Raw genomic sequence first — 18,533 nt, forward strand, 5'->3', positions numbered from 1 at the left:
ACTTTATGGACAACAAAAAACGTTAATGCTCATCAATATTTTATGTTGCAGTGCATTTTCTACTCAGGCTTATTCAGCGGATGAAGAATGGAAATTTACATCAAAAAATGCATATATAGACAGAAACTATGACAATCCAGATGTAAAAGATACAGGTAGCTGGTCACAATCAGTTTCTCTATTTTACAACTCAAATATGCATGATACGCCGTTAGAAATTGGTGGAACCCCAATTCAAATTGGCGCAAATGCTTCAGCACAATATGCGGTTCGTTTAAGCCAAGATAAACATGTTGCAGATACGGTATTACCTTTTGATAAAGCCACGCAGTCCCAAGCACCTGATTATCTAAAATATGGCGCGACTTTAAAGTTAGGCTATAACAAGACACTACTAAGCATTGGTGAATTATGGCTGGATTTACCCGTAACCACTGTAGATGCAAGCCGACAACTCCTGACATCTTATTGGGGAACTAATCTTAAGAGCCAGCTAAACGATAAGCTTTTTGCTGAAATTGGCCGTATTGAAAAAGTATCACCACGAAATGAAGAAGATTTTCATCGATTTTCTTTTACTTCAAAAGGTGTGACTGGCTACTCCGATGGACTTAACTACATAGATCTTCGCTATCAATTTACGCCTACGTTGAAGGGTGAATATTACTTTGGGAATATGGAGGATTTATATAACAAACATTATGTCGGCGTTGACCACCTATGGAAAAATTCTAATTTTTCAGTTAATTCAAAATTCAAATATTTCAATGCCAAAGATAATGGAAATCTTTTTGACATCGATGCACAAAATGTAGGGTTACTAGAAACGCTTAAAGTAAAAAATCATAGCTTTGGTTTGGGTTATCAGCAAATTATTGGTGAGTCAGCTTACCCGTTACCAGATGGATTCTTACCTGAAACTTATTTCATTAACTGGAACACGACTGGTTTCTTCAAACAAGATGAAAAGTCTTATCACTTCATCTATGGCTATGACTTTAAAGATTATGTGCCTGGTTTAAATACCACTTTCAAATATGTATATGGCGATCACTTTAAGACAGCAGATGGCTTAAAAAATAAAGAAAGTGAATCCAACGTTATCATCAATTATGCCCTTCAACAGCCACTCCTCAAAGGTTTAGCTCTTCAATACATCTTTATCAATTACGACGTTAAGCATGGAAATGATTTCTCTGAAAACCGTTTCTTCGTCAATTACAGCAAAAAATTTTAATGAATAAGGAATACATATGAGAACGATAGATGCAAACACGATTATCAACCGTGAGAAACTGTCTCCGCTACAGTGGATGGTTTTTATCCTAGGCTTTTTTGTCTTCTTCTGTGATGGTCTAGACACGGGAATTATTGGTTTTATTGCCCCTGCATTGCTCGATGATTGGGGAATTACCAAGCCTCAGCTTGCTCCAGTTTTAAGTGCTGCTTTAGTCGGTATGTCGATTGGTGCAATTATTTCGGGACCTCTGTCCGATAAGTTTGGCCGCAAAGGCGTTATTGTTTTTACAAGCCTTTTGTTTTCAATATTTACGATTTTGTGTGGCTTTGCCAATTCAACCCAAGACTTAATGATTTATCGCTTTATTACAGGTGTTGGTTTAGGTGCAGCCATGCCAAACATCAGTACGATTGTTTCTGAATATATGCCCGTAAAACGTAAAGCATTCCTTACAGGTCTTGCTGGTTGTGGTTTTATGCTGGGTATTTCTTGTGGCGGTGTGTTGTCAGCTTATCTATTAGAAAGCTATGGCTGGGCCAAAGTGATTATTATTGGAGGAAGCATTCCGCTCATTTTAGTGGTTGCTTTATTGCTTAAATTACCTGAATCAACTCAATACTTAATTACACGTCAGCAACAAGATAAAGCTCAGCGTATTTTAGAAAACATTCAAGGCCATTCGTTCCAAGAACCGGTAAAACTTGTTTTAACTCAAGCAGAAAATGCCTCAGATGAAAATCCGGTTAAAGTGGTTTTAGGGAAATACCTTTGGGGTTCAAGCATGCTTTGGCTCTGCTGCTTTACCAGTCTATTGGTGTTTTATCTTTTAACAAGCTGGATGCCAACAATTTTAAAAACAGCAGGTTTTAGTACCCAACAGTTTAGTTTAATTGCCGCGATTTTCCCTTTTGGTGGTGTGATTGGTGCAACCATTATGGGATGGTACATGGATAAACTGAATCCAACTACAGTGATTAAATATTCATATTTCATTGCTTTTGGACTATTCATTATTGCTGGTCTGGTGAGCTCAAATATTTTCTTGTTAGGTCTTACTATCTTCTTAATTGGTGCATTACTCGCTGGTGCACAGTCTTCATTACTGCCACTTGCAGCTATGTTCTATCCAGCAGTTTGCCGCGCGGTTGGTGTTTCATGGATGCATGGTATTGGTCGTATCGGTGCAATTTTAGGTGCTTTCTTTGGCTCGCTCATTTTCACTTTCAACCTAAGCTTAAGCGGTATTTTCTTTATTCTTGCACTACCAACCTTCATCTCATTTATTGCACTTAGCCTGAAAGTGATTTATGAGAAATCTAAAAACAAACAAGTGTTAAAGCTTGAAGAAAGTCTATAAATATTAATCAATAAATAAAAAAACTGATTTAGTCACCTAAATCAGTTTTTTTATTTGGAAAAATTAAATATTAGAAAATTTTGCCTTTAGTTTCACTTGGATTTTCTCCGAACTCTTCACGATATTCTTGAGAAAAACGACTTAAATGGTTAAAGCCCCAGTCATAGGCAAGCTTTGAAATAGAAACCTTTCTATCTGCTCCTGTTGTGCTCAAGATTTTATAAATTTGTTGGAGACGATATTTCTTCAAATACGACATTGGGCTGGTGCCGTAGTACTGTTGAAATTCGTCATACAATTTTGATTTTGAAACCCCTGCCAGACGTTGCAAATCTTCTGCACAGATTTCTTCGTGCGCATGTTCAATAATAAAATTACGAACCTTACGAATATAAGCTGGCTCATCCTGATGTGAGAGTGACTTTAAAGCTTCAGAGTAGTTGTTTTCTTGAGATAACAATAACGCTTTAATTACAAAATTTTCATAGTCTTCAGATAGCATTTGCAAACCATAAAAATTGCTATATTGCGATTTTAACTGTACAAAATTTTGAATATTCTTCCACCATGCACCAATCAATTGCTCAGAGTCTAAGTGCATTTCAGGGTTAAAAATAATGGGAGCTTCTATAGGTTTATTCAGTAGATCCGCAAGGACAATCTGCATACTGCGCTCAGGAATAACCACCTGAAATTTTCTGCAATCTTTATCAATAATCAAATCTTGCTGATCGTTATTTGAAACAATAAGGCCTCTATTTTCATCAGATTGATAATGAGCGCCACGAATGTTGAGAGCTTGTCGACCTTGTATCGGCAAACTAATGCTATACGCTTTTAAATTTGAGATGTTAATGGCAACGTTTGCACCATAACTGATTGTACCGATTGCCATTTTTTTATTGGGCAAACGCATTCCGTCATAGTGAAAATCGAGAGTGTCTTTGTAAATTGTGTCTAGACGGTGTTCACCACAAATCGCGGACATCAAATTCTGCGCAAATTCAGCTTTGCGTGAATAATGATTGAGTTCCATCTGTTGGCTGAGTGATATCATATCCTTTTCACCTAGCTAAATAACTTATTGCTTAAAAAGCAACTTGTATGCCAATTAATATCCTTTAATTGACGAGTTTTCCTGAAAATACCGAATCAAGAAAGAGAGTACAGATTACTTTCTCATACTCTATTAGATTTTAAAAATGGAAATAAGTTAAATACCTTTAAAGTATAATTTCATACTTTAACAAACTTATTTTATTAGATTTTTTATAAATAAATAGAGTAGAGATAAATCATTATTTTGAACAGTAGACTATCATAAATTTTAACGAATAAAAAAAACCGCCTATTTAAAATAAGCGGCTTTTAAAACACTTAAATTATTGAGCTGTGTAACCACCATCCATAACCACAGCTTGCCCTGTTACCCCACCAGCTTTACTACTCGCAAGGAAAATTGCATAGTCAGCGATTTCTTCAACAGATAACAAACGTTTTTGAGGAACCATTGCCAAAATTACGTCTTCAAGTGCGCTGTCTAAACTTACATTACGAGTTTTAGCCAAATCTGCAATTTGCCCACGAACCAATGGCGTATCTACATAACCCGGACATAAAGCATTTACCGTAATACCATCACGTGCACATTCCAATGCCGCAACTTTTGTTAGACCAATCACGCCATGTTTCGCGCTGTTATAACCTGCCTTTCCAGCAAAACCAATCAAGCCATTAATTGAAGCCATGTTAATAATACGTCCATATTTTTGAGCTTTCATGATTGGTAAAACATGTTTAATACCAATAAATGCTCCTGTTAACATGACCTGAACTAACTTTTGAAAAACAGCCGTTGGAAACTCTTCAATAGGTGCAACATGTTGAAAGCCAGCATTATTAATTAAGATATCAACCGTGCCAAAGTTCTTTTGAGTAAGCTCAATTGCTTGTTTATAAGCGTCTTCATCGGTCACATCACATGGTGCAGATAATGCTTCAAAGCCTTGCTCTTTAAGTGAATTCGCCGTTTCTTGGCACTTTTCGGCATTCATATCAGAAATAACAACTTTGGCACCTTCTTGAGCAAATTTCTTAGCAATCTCTAGACCGATACCACTTGCAGAACCTGTAATAAAAGCAACTTTACCGTCTAAAAGTTTAGTCATCTATTTACTCCTTAATACTTATAACGTGCTGATTTAAACAATACCCGTTACGGTAAAGACCGTAATCACTACAAATACTGCTAATGTTTTAATTACCGTAACTGCAAAAATATCTTTATACGATTGTTTATGGGTTAAACCTGTAACAGCGAGTAAAGTAATGACAGCACCATTATGCGGAAGCGTATCCATACCACCCGACGCCATTGCAACCACACGGTGCATGACTTCTGGTGGAATACCTGCAGCTAAAATCGCGGCGTTATAGTGTTCAGCCATCGCACTTAAAGCGATACTCATACCACCAGAAGCTGAACCGGTAATACCTGCTAAAACGGTTGTCGTCACAGCTCCATTCACTAAAGGATTTGTAAAAGTACTGCTCATTGCATGACTAATCAGGGCAAAGCCCGGTAATGACGCAATAATTGCACCGAAACCATATTCAGAAGCTGTATTCATCACTGCTAAAAGTGAGCCACCAATACTGGCATTAATGCCCTCTTTAAAGTTCGTCACTACACGTTGGTAGTCAAATAAAATTGCAGCAATAATTCCGACAATAAGTGCTAAACCTACAGCCCAGATCGCTCCCGTTTTTGCAACATCAACGGTATAATCGGCTAAACCTACAGTGGCAAAATCAAAGCCATTTGGATACCACTCTTTAATTGCCTTAGACAAATACTTGTTCATTACAGCAACAAGAATAAGGGGTACAAACGCTAAAAACTGACGAGCTGTACTTCCATTATTTTGCATAGATATATCGGCTTCAATTTCTTGAGACGACGTATTGTCTATTCCAAAACCAGAAAAGCCTTCACCCACTTTTGCAGCAGCGCGACGACGCCACTCCAAATAGGCTAAACCTGCAGATAAAACAAAAATAGCGCCAATAATCCCTAAAAATGGTGCAGCATAAATATTGGTACCAAAGAATGTAGTTGGAATAACGTTCTGGATTTGCGGCGTACCTGGCAATGCATCCATGGTAAATGTGAATGCACCAAGCGCGATAGTTCCCGGAATTAAGCGTTTTGGAATATTAGCTTGTCTAAAAAGCTGGTTTGCAAAAGGATAAATTGCAAATACTGCAACAAATAAGCTGACACCGCTATACGTTAAAATTGCACCTAATAACACAACGGTTAAAATCGCTTTTTTTGCCCCAATCCATCTCACAATAGTTCGAGCGATAGATTCGGCAATTCCAGACATTTCAACGACTTTACCGAAAATTGCCCCGAGCAAAAATACAAGAAAGTAATCTTTAATAAAGTTCACCATTTTGGGCATAAAAACACCCGAATAAAACGGTAAAACATTGGCTGGGTTAATGAGTAAAACTGCAAGTAAGGCACAAATTGGTGCCATCAAAATGACAGAAAAGCCCTTGTAAGCTGTGTACATTAACAGCCCAAGCGAAAGTAGAATTACAAATAATTCCCACATATATTCTTTGCTCCTTAAAGAATAAATATTAGGTTTAAAATTACCAAAAGATATTTAGGTTATCCCAAACCTATAATGATAAAAATCAAAATATCTATGCTTGGTAATAGGTAAATGTGCCTAAAAATAAAATATCACTAAAATATTTAAAAACAATGTAATTTATTTAAATTTTTAAATACCTATAAATTACAAATAGTTGATCAATCCAATTGGTAAAATTTAATTATTTAAAAATGCTATTGTTTTATAAAACTTATTAATTATTGAGTAAATTAAATTAATACCTATATATTATTTAATAAAGGAAATTAAATAATATATTTTTTAAATTAGTTTAATTACATCATTAACTTAATAAATATTAAGGAGGTTAACTTCTCATTACTAAATACATTCTATCCATTACATTAATAATTAAGCAGAAAATTTTTTATCCGAATAATCAGGTTTTTTATGAATAGATTAGGGCCTAATCATGGCAAAGGCGTTAAAATATAAAACTTTAATTACTGCGATCAACCTACGAGTCCAATAAAGATGAAGAAAAAGATGTTGTTTATAGGAAGTATATTGCTGACTTCTCTATCTACCTCAGCTGCACCATTAAAGTTACCCGATGACTGGACTCAAAATACTCAGCCATTCCAAATTACTGAAAATATATACTATGTAGGTACTCATGGTCTTGCAGCTTATTTGTTAGCTTCTGGTCATCAAGCTTTATTGATAGATACGGGCCTTCCAGAAAATACAGAGCAAATAGAGCAGAACATTAAACAATTAGGTTTTAAGTTATCAGATGTAAAAATTATGGTTACGAGCCATGCTCATTGGGACCATGTAGGTGCACTTGCACGCATTAAACAAGATACTGGTGCTAAATTAATTGCAATGCAGCAGGATGTTAAGGCTTTAGAAATAGGAAAACCTATAGGTGAAAACACCTTCCAAACTATTCCTTTTACTCCAGTTAAAGTTGATAAAGTCATTCACGATGGAGAAGTAGTTAAACTAGGAAAATTAAAACTTAAAGCCACGCTTACTCCTGGACATACCCCAGGTTGTACAACTTGGTCAACTGAAGTTAAATCTAACGGTAAGAACCTAAATGTTGTTTTCCCTTGCAGTCTCTCTGTAGCTGGCAATGTTTTACAAAATAATCATCAGTATCCAAATATTGTTGCAGATTATCGTAAGAGTTTTGAGCGTTTGAAAAATATGAAGGCAGATATTGTGCTTACTAGCCATCCAGAAGTTGCAGATGTCTTGGGCAATAAGGCGCGTAAAGATGCTGGACAAACCAATGCATTTATTCAACCAGAAAAACTTTCTAGTATTGTAAAAGATGCGGAAATGGCGTTTGAAAAATCACTAGTTAGTAGTCATCCATAAACATTAAGTTGTCATATTTATATTTGATAAAAATTTAAAAGCCCTGATCATGCAGGGCTTTTTTAGAAGCTGTAATATAATCACCCTTTACTATTTTCCTGTTCAAGTTATATCTAATCAAAAATTATAATATTGGTTAAACTTGATATTGATCCGCTTTCAAATTGGGTTGATCTACAAGTAATTCAATAAAAGATGGAATTGATGTAGTGTTAAGCAAATATGGATTAAAGTCATCAACATGATGATGAAAAAAGAAATCTTTTATTTTTGTATTGATAGGAGCAAATTTCATACTCCAATGTTTAAATAACCGTTGTTCAGACGGTTCCAAAAAGATGATTTCGCAGTTTTGATGTCTTGAATCTTTCAAAATTGATTTATAGAACAGCGCCTCAACTTGTTCTTTCTCTCCTTCTAAGTATTGTAAGAAGTACCCATTACCATAGTAAAGCACACCAGTAATGTCATTTTTAGAATTAAATTTGACAGCTTCTGTAAGAATATCAATTAAATCTTGTTTTATTTGACTATGTTCACTATTGGTTTTACTTGCATACATAAAGCCTATTAAACTCATAGCGATAACTCGAAGATAAATGTCAATGGTGCATTCTGACACTTACATACTATCCTTACAATGCGGCCTACTTAAAACCTTGTATTTCAAAAGTAAAGATTATTATCATTTTGAAAATGACAAACTTTAACAAGCAGAAATCTTTTGTAAATGAATGCCAACTTAATCAACTAAACAGATACTTTTAATTTTAGTAAAATTAAAACTGTCTTTAATTTGTGGATGTCTAATGGAGAACCATGAAATCACTCTTCAAGATGAACATCATAAACAATTTAAGATTGTCAAAGTTCAAGATGTTCGTTTTGATAGTAATACGCTGACTCATAGTTACCAATGGTTATGGGTATTTGATCATAGTTCAGAGTTTTTCCCATTTGAACTATGGGATCAACTTGACAATGCGACCGTTCATCAAAAAATAAGACTGAATAATCAGGTCTTTAAGATTATCAAGATTTTGACAAAGAAAACCAAACTACGGTATTCCTGAGTAAACGTTTTTCTAATATATTTTAGATAAAATACTAATTTATTGGTTTTCGGTACGTAGCCATGGCGTAACTGTTAACCCAGTGAGTACTCCTTCAGGACTTAAAAAGCGAGTAACTGACTGCCCCCATGGCTCTAAACGATTATTTACCAGTAGTTGATATCCTTTAAAAATCATATGAGCTGAAGCTTGATTAATATCTTCAACTTCAAACTCAATCCAACTTTGAGGAACAGTAAACTCTTCAGGCCATTCTTTTCGACCAAAGCAGGACTCTGCTGCTTGATGTAATGGCCACAGTGCAAAGTGTTTTACACCGCCCAGCTCGCCATCTTCTGTACTCATATAAGATTCATTACCTTCCATCGCTTTTATTGGAAGGTTTAATGTATCTTGATAGAGTGCTTTACTCTCTTCATTAACTCTTGTAATTGGTCCAAATCCAGCAACAAAAAGTACTTTGATAGGAGACATTTTTAATAACTCATTTTTATAAAGTAATAGGTTCTTTTATACTTGAAATAATTCATTTTTTAAACATTAATTATTTTCTTGCTAATTTATGCCTAAATATTTTAAGGATCCTCTTATCACTATCATCACGTCAATCATACATAATTTATTTTCTGAGTTTTAAAAATTATTATTACTATTTCTTTTAGAAGAAATTTTAGAAAAAATTGCCCAGAGAACGTTTAAATATGCCGACAAAAAAAACCTCGCCAATGCGAGGCTTAAATGTTCTAAAATTTATTTACTCAGAAGCTTCTCAACATTCTTTTCAATTAATTTTTTACTTTGATTATTCATTAAATAAAAGTAAAAAATTAATCCAAAAAATACTGCTGCATAAAGAATAATAGCCCATATGTACTTCAATATATTTTCAAATAACATATGATTCATCATGTCTACATCAATATTAATTCCAAAATTATGTACATATCGACTTAAGAACAAGGCAATACAATAAATTAAGATAGGAACTGCAAGAATTCCTGTCCAGATGTTAATTTTGTTTTTCTTAACTTCGAGTTTCTCAAAGTCATCTTCACCAAAATATTTTTCAATCTCAATAACTTGTTTGTTTAAATCATCTTTTAAAGAGATAGGTAATCTCCTATCTTTAATATGATATTGAACGTCTTTTAATATTTCCGCATTTTCCAGAGATTCACCTAAAATTCTTAAATTTCCCATAAATAACCATAATGCAATCAGTAAAAAACAGGGATTTTAGTAGAAATTCTGTATAAGGAACTGCTTTTTAACATAAAAGTAATAAATTAATTCGAATAAAAAATCCAGAAGATACTTTAACTTTTCTAAACACTTTCCTATTTCCAATAGTTTTAATAAGATCAATTTTTATGAAGAACATGGATTAAATTAAAGTACTAAAAGAGAGTCTTTTTGCTACTTGTTTTAAGATTAACTCTAATATTACCGATAGAGAAAATTTTATTTATACAAGCTTTCGCTAAAAATATTCTGTAGATAACGGACTGGAGTAGTACCTGTATGTTGACGGAAAAAAACGATAAATGCACTATCACTGATAAACTCCAGTTGTTGCGCCACCTCACTTATTTGTATACCTTCAGATAGCATTTCTATTGCTCTTAATAATCTCCATTGTTGTCTCCAGTTCTGATAATTCATTCCTGTATCACGAATGAATATTCGGCTAATAGTACGTTCGCAAGCACCTACTAGCTGAGCCAGCTGACCTAAACGTGGAGGTAGTTCTCCCATACGGACGTGCTCTAACCAAGATTCTAGACGAGCATCTGATGGATACATTAATTGCCAATTTTCACTTCGTGCAGCACATATCTCTTCACAAAAAACAGTAATTAAACTTGCTTGTTGTTCAGCCTGCATTCCCCATGGCCAAAATGCCATTCTTTCAATTACTTCAAAAAATAATGGATTGACTTCAACAATCTGTACTGGCAACTGAGATAAATTTGATGTTGGTAAAAAATACAGTGAGCGGTAAGCCATTACACCACGCATGATCGCTCGATGAGTTATGCCTGCAGGAATCCATGCAGCACGTCGTGGTGGAAGTAAAAAAGTCGTTTTATCTATTTCTATTGTGATACTACCAGCAGCCGAAAAAAGTAACTGATGACGAAGATGACAATGCTTACCAGAATCATGTTTTCCTATATCTGATGCAATACCAATCACTGGATCAGCGAAAATATCTGGATCAAAAATACTATCTGATGCAATTTTCAAAATCTGTCCAATAATTAATATATTCAGTCCTTATTATGATAATCAGACTTTTATCTTTCAAGAATAATAACCTTTAATATTCATTTATTAAGACATTTTATGAATGCCATACATCGTCCACCCTTGTGGCTTTTAACACTTCTGATAATGTTCCCTCAACTAGTTGAAACTATATACAGCCCTGCACTACCTTACATTTCCCACTCATTTGCAGTTAATAGTAAACAAGCAGCTCAGACGCTTTCAGTTTATTTCATCGCTTTTGCTATAGGTGTAGGGTTATGGGGATGGTTAAGTGATCAAATTGGTCGCCGCTCTGCCATGATGTTAGGACTTATCTGTTATGGGGCTGGGACACTATTAGCTATTACAACAGTAAATTTCAAATTTTTGTTATTCGCACGTATGATTTCAGCTTTTGGCGCTGCCGCTGGGTCTGTTGTAGTACAAACCATGCTTCGGGACAGTTATGAATCGACAAAACTAGCAAGTGTATTTTCCCTTATGGGAGCCGCACTAGCTATAAGCCCGGTTTTTGGTCTAATAAGTGGAGGATGGTTAGTAAGTCATTGGGGTTATATAGGCGTATTTATTGCCTTGTTTTTACTTGCCATACTCTTATTAATACTAAGTGCTGCTTTTTTTTCTTCCTGAAACTCAGTCTCACCCAATAACTCACACTCGCATACGAACATTAGCTGCCCGTATGTTCCTTGATAATTCGCTTTGGCAAAATGCCATGCTAATTGCCTTGTTTAATACAATGATTTTCAGTTATTACAGCCTTGCCCCATTTCTTTTTAAACAACTTGGCTGGAGTTCAGAAAAATTTGGCTGGACAGGATTATTATTAGCAATCTCTTCTCTTATGGGTAGTTTACTAAATCGAAAGCTACTTGCCTCAAATATAGAACCAGAAATATTGGTAAGACATGCTTGTTACATCACAATGTTATCAAGCATGATTGCTTGGATATTACAAACAACCGTATGGATCTTGATTCCGATGGCTGGCGTCGTTCTAGCCTATGGTATTGCCATCCCAAACATACTTAGTCAGGCACTGCGTCATTATCGAGAACAAGCAGGAAAAGCTGGTGCGTTATTCGGCTTAACGTATTATTTACTGTTGGGTTGTATGCTTGGACTTGCTGGGCTAGTACAACAGTTAGGCCTTGTTCTTACAGTCTGTGCATCGGTAGCCTTAATTCTTAAAATAAGACTAAAGTATGACCAATATAACTAGCTAACTATAAGTTTTAACTGTTGTAAGATAAATCATATTTTCAATTTACTTCAGAGGTTTATTATTTCTACCATTGGTAAGTTTAGCTAAATGAAAAATATGAATCTAAAATTTCTTATATTAAGGGTAATGCTTCTAAAAACGGCTTCAATTGCATAAAGAATAATTTTAAAGCAATTAATAATTCTTAGTTCAATTAAGAAAAAACCCACTTAACAATGAGTGGGTTTAATCAAAACTTAATGAACATTAATTTTAATCAACTCATTGGCGTAGAAATTTTTAATCTCTTACTTCATTCGAGTTAGTCTTAAGTTAAAGTCAGATGGAAGTAAGATTCGATATTCGATCTCCGCTCCAGGTTTGACTTCCGTTTCTTGAGAAGTTGCAATATTCGGACACATTCCTGTACCTGTTTCTAATCTAAAAATATAATATTTAGGCTCAAGATAAATTGTAGCTATTTCATTTGAGCGAATTGAAAATACCTTTTCATTATTAACATAAATATCATGAGTACAACCAGAACCTAAGAAACCTTTATCTCTTAAAAAAGTAACTTTTGCTTGTTCAGGGGTTTGTTTCTTTAAATACCTTTGATTGTAAATTCTTTCATTAGGTACTAATTTTGCAGTATTTGAAACAACTGGAGCTGTTGAACACCCAGTTAAGCTTAGAACTAATCCTAAAAAAATTATCCTTTTCATAATATTACCCAATATTATTAAGAGATGAAATTTAACATTTCATGCATTAAAAAACCACCCGAAGGTGGTTTAATCAATTTACAAACTATTATAAATCTCTACACTTCAGTTTTTAAAGCAGGCCTTGGTGGTAAAAACTCAGGTTTTATCAGTTGGTCTGTATCATGTAACTCTAAACTCACAGGACCTAAGACATATGGAGCTAATTCGTAAAGCTGAAAATCAAATGTAATCCCGCCTGATTGGTTAATATAGAAATTTTCACTTACTTTAAAGTCTTCTTTACTAATATAGGGTTCCATATCTTTTTCTTGACACCAATATTCGTATTGTTTCCATAATTCGTCTTTAAGTGCATTCATTTTTCCAGTGACTACAATATCTTTTAATCCAATCCGTTTTTTACTTTTTAAGTCAAAAACATAATCTTCAAAAGTGGATATGCCATGCGCTCCGCCAGAATATTCCGAGCTAACTTTCGAAAGTTGTACATATTGACCAAACTGTCCATTAAAACGATAAGCTACACTTTCTGACCAATTATTAAGACCTTCAGCTTGGGTTTGATTTAATTGCTTTTGCTTTTCTGATGGAGGGGTAAAAGCATCTGCATAATCCTTTCGGATTTCTTTATCAATTATTTCATCAATCCAATTAATATTACTTTTAAGTGCAATAGCTTCTTTAGAAGTACATACAATCCCCTCTACATCTGGATTAGGCCCACAAATTTTGGGCTGTTCAAACTTCACAACAAAATTGCGCGCTATCATGGCAGGAATAACATTCTCTTCTTTTGGAGGCGGTTCTTTCACCTTTGTAGTTGGTGTTTTTTCTATTTTCTCTGTAGTTTTCTCTTCTGCTTTTTTGACGCAACCACTCAATATAAATGGTATCAATACTAAGCCAAGAACATTTTTATTCATCAATTTTACCTTTGCACAATTTCATTTATCTTTTAAATTAAGTTCTAAAGAATTTAAACTTCACAAATATTTTAATTGAAATAAGGGCGACTTTGCATGTAGATATATTTTTTGCACAGTAGTATTTATTTTATTTTTATAATTCAATAGAATACCCAGATAAATATTTATAAGAAAATGAAAAACTATGTGGCTTAAATTTGTCTTGTATCCTCTTGGTATGTTTGTACTGTGGCAAACTATTTTCCTAATCGAACAGGTTTCCTTAGAAAGCTTAAATGCACCAAAATTACTTTTGACTATAATTACACTCATTATAAATTGGGGGATGCAAATTTTGATTGGATATAAAATTGCTCAATTAGCACCAAAACATAAATTTATAGTAAGTACGACCTATATTATCTTTTTCACGTTTATGATCACTATCTATTCTATAACTATATTATTAGAGGGTTTGAAAGTTGCCCCTCAAAAAATTTGGATGGGTTATTTATTTTTTCATCTAATTGGCATGTTCATATATTTTGCAAATAATAAGGATGAATTTTGCTGGAACGACTTACTAAAGTAGCTAGTATTTTTAATAGCTATTGCTTGTTCTATATTAAGTAAGAATTTGATCATTCTTTTTCTTAATTTTTTGTCAAAAAACATCATATTAAGCAAATTTTCGTATAAATTACCCTTCAAGGTAAGTTGAGTAATCTAAAGGTAAGAAATGACGCTTAAACAATTAAAAGCTTTTTTAGCTCTTGCACGTACTCTCAACTATGCCAATGCTTCTTTAGAGCTACATCTAAGCCAATCTGCTTTAAGCCTCACCATCAAAAGTTTAGAAGAAGAGTTAGGCGGAAAACTCTTTAACCGTAATACACGCCGTGTTGAGCTTACACAGGAAGGTAAATCTCTTATTCCCTATGCGAAAAAGTTACTCGCCAATTGGGATGAGATGGAAAATGATGTTAAACAACGTTTTAAGCTCAACCGTGGAACCTTAAGTATTGCATCTATGCCCTTTGTGACTCATGCAATTTTGCCTGAAGTCATTCACCAGTTTTTAGCACTTCACCCCAATCTTAATTTTTCAATTCACGATATTCCAAATGAGACCATTATAGAAAAAGTACAGGATGGTATTTTTGAGCTTGGTATTTGTTTTGAACCAGATCTCACAGAAGGCTTAGAATTTAAGCCCCTATTTGAAGAAGATTTCTTAGCTCTATTGCCAAAGACTCATCCACTTGCTCAATCATCTTCTATTACATGGCATGAGCTTTGTTCAAACCCATTCGTGACCTTGCAGAAACCTTCAATTGTTCGTTATTTAGTTGAGCAAAACTGTTTGCGAAATAACATAACGCTCGATTTAAAAGTTGAATGTCATCAAATTTCATCACTCTCAAGTTTTGTGGCTTACGGTATAGGGGTAAGTGCAATACCTAGACACTTTGCAAAACACATTGATAAAGAACATAACGTGTTGATTGAGTTAAAGGATGAATCTATTCATAAGACTGTGGGAATTGTTTATAAGAAGAACTTCGAGATTTCAAATATTTCGACTCAATTTATTGAGGCTTTGGTTCAATATAAATTTTAAAAAATTAAATACTGTATTTTAGGATGAGTTAAGCATACATTTAAGATAAATTTATTAATTGTTATAATTTTCAGTAGATTATGATAATTTTTTCAACATTTTTGGTCAGTGCAAAACTATTGTTTTGTTGAGAATTTGATACTATTCATTGATTATACTTATTAATCCTTTAAAAAAATTAACTTCTATAACGCAAAATGTGATGCTAAAACTAAATCACTAAGGGATATAGGAAAACAACAGAATGAATAAAGTTTATACCAATGCAGAGGCAGCACTGAAAGATGTTATTGCAGACAATCAAACACTCGCTGTAGGCGGTTTTGGTTTATGCGGAATTCCTGAAAAACTAATTGTTGCAGTTAAGCAAAGCGGTGTAACTGGTCTAACTTGTATTTCAAATAATGCAGGTGTAGATGATTTTGGTTTAGGCATTCTGCTTCAAACTAAACAAATCAAAAAAATGATTTCTTCTTATGTAGGTGAAAACAAAGAGTTTGAGCGCCAATATTTAAATGGCGAACTTGATGTAGAACTTACGCCACAAGGTACTTTAGCTGAAAAGTTACGTGCTGGCGGTGCTGGGATTCCTGCATTTTATACTCAAACTGGCGTGGGTACACTCATTGCGGAAGGTAAAGAAGAACGTACCTTTCATGGCAAAAACTACATTTTAGAAGAATCGTTAACAGCAGATGTGGCTCTTGTTAAAGCATATAAAGCTGACAAAGCAGGTAATTTAGTATTCCGTAAAACTGCTCAAAATTTTAACCCTGAATGTGCGATGGCTGGAAAAATTACTATCGCAGAAGTTGAACAGGTTGTTGAAATTGGTGAATTGGATCCGGATGAAATCCATTTGCCGGGTATTTATGTAAACCGCATTGTGCTTAATGCATCTCCAGAGAAACGTATTGAGCATAAAACTTTAAGCACGGAGGCAGTATAAAATGGCTTGGTCACGCAATGAAATGGCACAACGTGCTGCAAAAGAACTTGAAGACGGTTTTTATGTCAATTTAGGTATTGGCTTACCGACTCTAGTTGCCAACTATATTCCTGAAAATATTAATGTTTGGCTTCAATCTGAAAACGGTTTATTAGGTATTGGCGAGTTTCCAACTGAAGAAACTGTAGATGCTGATTTAATTAATGCTGGTAAACAAACAGTCACTGCTCGCCCTGGCGCTGCTTTTTTCTCAAGCTCTGAATCTTTTGCCATGATCCGTGGTGGTCATGTCAACATTGCAATTTTAGGTGCAATGGAGGTTTCTGAAAATGGAGACTTAGCCAACTGGATGATTCCAGGTAAGAAAGTCAAAGGTATGGGCGGCGCAATGGACTTGGTTGTTGGTGTCCAAAAAGTTGTGGTGCTTATGGAACACTGTGCAAAAGATGGTACGCCAAAAATTGTGAAAAACTGTAGTTTACCTTTGACAGGTAAAGGCGTGGTTCATCGAGTCATTACTGATTTAGGTGTAATGGATATTACCCCACAAGGCGTAGAGCTGATTGAACTTGCTAAAGATGTCACGCTTGAACAGATTCAAGCTGCTACAGGTGTCGAGTTTTATAAAACCTTAGTCGCGTAAATTCTAAGATTTATTTAGCTGCAAGACTCAAGTTAGTAAGTGAGTTTGAGTCTTAACCCTTTTAAGCACCGGATGTGCTGTTTATAAATAAGAACGAGAAGGATTTTTCAGCTATGGAAAAACAGCAAGGAATTTTTGAAAGATTTGCTCTTCGGATTAGTGACTGGTCTGAAAAATGGTTTCCTGATTCATATATTTTTGCATTACTCGGCGTCATTATTGTGTCAGTTGCCGCTTTAAGTATTGGTGCGCCAATTCACGATGTCGCGACTTCTTTTGGGAATGGTTTCTGGAGTCTTATTCCCTTTACCCTGCAAATGACTATGCTCATTATTGTAGGTTATGTCGTTTCTGTTTCTAAGCCCGTAAAATACCTCATCCAAAAAATGGCACGTATTCCAAATTCTGGACGTGGTGCTATTGTTTTGGTTGCAACTGTTAGTTTGTTAATTTCACTGGTCAATTGGGCTGTTAGCACAATCCTTACAGCTCTTTTAGTGATTGCATTAGCAAAACGTAAAGAGCTGAATATGGATTACCGCGCAGCGGCTGCGGCAGCAATCATTGGTATGGGTGCAACTTGGGCTCTTGGAATCAGCTCTTCGGCAGCACAGCTTCAAGCTAATAAAAGTAGCTTACCTGAATCAATTTACAACCTAACTGGTGTTATTCCATTTACCGAAACGATTTTTCTTTGGCAATCAATTGCGATGACCATTATTTTAGTGATTGTTTCAATCGCAATTGCATATTTTTCAGCTCCAAAAGGCAATAATGTTAAAACGATTGATAGTTTTGATGTGCAGTTTGAAGAAGACAAGCCACATGAGGAGAAAACTAATCGTCCGGGCGATTGGTTAGAAAACTCGCCTATTTTAACGATCATTGTAGTGGCATTAGGCTTAATCTGGATGTTTTTTGAATTTTCAAAAAGCAATCCAATCATTGCTATTTCAAGTTTAAACACATACAACTTTGTTTTTTTAATGCTTGGTCTAGCGTTGCATGGCACGCCTCGAAACTTCTTAAATGCTGTTGCAAAGGCAGTTCCAGCCGTATCAGGAATCTTAATTCAGTTCCCTCTGTATGGAAGTATTGCATTTATTATGACGCAAGCTTTAAACAGTCAGGATTTATCGCTGTCTCATTATGTTGCCGAGTTTTTTGTTTCAATCGCATCAAAAGAAACCTTTGCGATTGTGATGGGAGTTTACTCTGCTGTACTTGGATTCTTTGTACCGTCAGGTGGTGGAAAATGGATTATTGAAGCCCCATATGTTATGCAAGCAGCAAATGATTTAAAGGTTCATTTGGGCTGGTCTGTACAAATTTATAATGCAGCCGAAGCTTTACCAAACTTAATCAATCCATTTTTTATGCTTCCAATGTTAGGCATTTTAAAACTAAAAGCAAAAGATGTGATTGGGTTTACAGTCACTCAGCTCGTTGTGCATTTTCCATTAGTTTTATTCTTGCTGTGGTTCTTTGGTAGAACGCTCAGTTACACCCCTCCAACTTTTTAAT

At 34.8% G+C, this 18,533-nt stretch carries 18 protein-coding genes and 1 pseudogene; 10 read left to right on the forward strand and 9 right to left on the reverse strand.

The window, feature by feature from the left end:
- Positions 1-25: 25 nt before the first annotated feature.
- Positions 26-1,237 carry an OprD family outer membrane porin gene (locus RMA95_RS12985; protein WP_311072272.1) on the forward strand — a complete coding sequence of 404 codons (1,212 nt, stop codon included), beginning with the start codon at positions 26-28 and terminating at the stop codon, positions 1,235-1,237.
- A 16-nt stretch (positions 1,238-1,253) separates the two neighbouring features.
- Positions 1,254-2,597 (forward strand): MFS transporter, encoded by a 1,344-nt coding sequence (locus RMA95_RS12990; RefSeq protein WP_311071128.1) that lies wholly within the window; start codon positions 1,254-1,256, stop codon positions 2,595-2,597.
- Positions 2,598-2,667: 70 nt separating this feature from the next.
- On the opposite strand, the gene RMA95_RS12995 is transcribed toward RMA95_RS12990, so the two are convergent.
- The 3 genes from RMA95_RS12995 to RMA95_RS13005 form a co-directional block, all read right to left on the reverse strand.
- Positions 2,668-3,654 (reverse strand): AraC family transcriptional regulator, encoded by a 987-nt coding sequence (locus tag RMA95_RS12995; RefSeq protein ID WP_311071129.1) that lies wholly within the window; start codon positions 3,652-3,654, stop codon positions 2,668-2,670.
- 325 nt (positions 3,655-3,979) lie between these two features.
- Entirely contained in the window at positions 3,980-4,765 is a 786-nt protein-coding gene (locus tag RMA95_RS13000; protein ID WP_107973822.1) for a 3-hydroxybutyrate dehydrogenase, read from the reverse strand.
- A gap of 33 nt (positions 4,766-4,798) precedes the next feature.
- On the reverse strand, positions 4,799-6,220 hold the full coding sequence (locus tag RMA95_RS13005) for a GntP family permease (protein ID WP_311071132.1): 1,422 nt from the start codon (positions 6,218-6,220) through the stop codon (positions 4,799-4,801).
- A gap of 540 nt (positions 6,221-6,760) precedes the next feature.
- On the opposite strand from RMA95_RS13005, the gene bla reads away from it, so the two are divergent.
- Positions 6,761-7,615 carry a putative subclass B3 metallo-beta-lactamase gene (gene bla, locus RMA95_RS13010; RefSeq protein WP_311071134.1) on the forward strand — a complete coding sequence of 285 codons (855 nt, stop codon included), beginning with the start codon at positions 6,761-6,763 and terminating at the stop codon, positions 7,613-7,615.
- Positions 7,616-7,751: 136 nt separating this feature from the next.
- On the opposite strand, the gene RMA95_RS13015 is transcribed toward bla, so the two are convergent.
- Complete coding sequence (locus tag RMA95_RS13015) at positions 7,752-8,195, reverse strand: BLUF domain-containing protein (protein ID WP_023274242.1); 444 nt, start codon at positions 8,193-8,195, stop codon at positions 7,752-7,754.
- A gap of 229 nt (positions 8,196-8,424) precedes the next feature.
- Between RMA95_RS13015 and RMA95_RS13020 the strand changes: the two genes are divergently transcribed.
- On the forward strand, positions 8,425-8,688 hold the full coding sequence (locus RMA95_RS13020; protein WP_013197966.1) for a hypothetical protein: 264 nt from the start codon (positions 8,425-8,427) through the stop codon (positions 8,686-8,688).
- 39 nt (positions 8,689-8,727) lie between these two features.
- Here the strand turns inward: RMA95_RS13020 and RMA95_RS13025 are convergent, their stop codons facing one another.
- The 3 genes from RMA95_RS13025 to RMA95_RS13035 all read right to left on the reverse strand — a co-directional run bounded on the left by RMA95_RS13025 (position 8,728) and on the right by RMA95_RS13035 (position 10,935).
- A complete protein-coding gene (locus RMA95_RS13025; RefSeq protein WP_311071137.1) occupies positions 8,728-9,162 on the reverse strand; it encodes a glyoxalase in 435 nt (144 codons plus the stop codon).
- A gap of 276 nt (positions 9,163-9,438) precedes the next feature.
- Positions 9,439-9,888: a DUF6097 family protein gene (locus RMA95_RS13030; protein WP_198071036.1), complete on the reverse strand. Its 450-nt coding sequence runs from the start codon at positions 9,886-9,888 to the stop codon at positions 9,439-9,441.
- Positions 9,889-10,149: 261 nt separating this feature from the next.
- Positions 10,150-10,935, reverse strand: coding sequence for a helix-turn-helix transcriptional regulator (locus RMA95_RS13035; RefSeq protein ID WP_311071140.1), 786 nt, complete (start codon positions 10,933-10,935; stop codon positions 10,150-10,152).
- A gap of 99 nt (positions 10,936-11,034) precedes the next feature.
- On the opposite strand from RMA95_RS13035, the pseudogene RMA95_RS17665 reads away from it, so the two are divergent.
- A pseudogene (locus RMA95_RS17665) lies at positions 11,035-12,181 on the forward strand (multidrug effflux MFS transporter).
- 290 nt (positions 12,182-12,471) lie between these two features.
- Here RMA95_RS17665 and RMA95_RS13050 read toward each other — a convergent pair.
- A complete protein-coding gene (locus RMA95_RS13050; RefSeq protein ID WP_311071145.1) occupies positions 12,472-12,888 on the reverse strand; it encodes a hypothetical protein in 417 nt (138 codons plus the stop codon).
- A 98-nt stretch (positions 12,889-12,986) separates the two neighbouring features.
- Entirely contained in the window at positions 12,987-13,814 is an 828-nt protein-coding gene (locus RMA95_RS13055) for an RsiV family protein (protein WP_311071146.1), read from the reverse strand.
- Positions 13,815-14,001: 187 nt separating this feature from the next.
- Here RMA95_RS13055 and RMA95_RS13060 point away from each other — a divergent pair, with 187 nt between their 5' ends.
- From RMA95_RS13060 to RMA95_RS13080, 5 genes are all read left to right on the forward strand, one after another.
- Positions 14,002-14,388 (forward strand): hypothetical protein, encoded by a 387-nt coding sequence (locus RMA95_RS13060; RefSeq protein WP_311071147.1) that lies wholly within the window; start codon positions 14,002-14,004, stop codon positions 14,386-14,388.
- A 147-nt stretch (positions 14,389-14,535) separates the two neighbouring features.
- Positions 14,536-15,417: a LysR family transcriptional regulator gene (locus tag RMA95_RS13065; protein ID WP_263613689.1), complete on the forward strand. Its 882-nt coding sequence runs from the start codon at positions 14,536-14,538 to the stop codon at positions 15,415-15,417.
- A gap of 244 nt (positions 15,418-15,661) precedes the next feature.
- Positions 15,662-16,366, forward strand: a complete 705-nt coding sequence (locus RMA95_RS13070; protein WP_311071148.1) for a CoA transferase subunit A — start codon at positions 15,662-15,664, stop codon at positions 16,364-16,366.
- A gap of 1 nt (position 16,367) precedes the next feature.
- On the forward strand, positions 16,368-17,009 hold the full coding sequence (locus RMA95_RS13075; protein ID WP_014206696.1) for a 3-oxoacid CoA-transferase subunit B: 642 nt from the start codon (positions 16,368-16,370) through the stop codon (positions 17,007-17,009).
- 113 nt (positions 17,010-17,122) lie between these two features.
- Positions 17,123-18,532 (forward strand): TIGR00366 family protein, encoded by a 1,410-nt coding sequence (locus RMA95_RS13080; protein WP_311071149.1) that lies wholly within the window; start codon positions 17,123-17,125, stop codon positions 18,530-18,532.
- Position 18,533: the final 1 nt, after the last annotated feature.

Origin of the sequence: Acinetobacter sp. V110_1, assembly GCF_031798975.1 — a bacterium.
Taxonomy (GTDB): domain Bacteria; phylum Pseudomonadota; class Gammaproteobacteria; order Pseudomonadales; family Moraxellaceae; genus Acinetobacter; species Acinetobacter nosocomialis_A.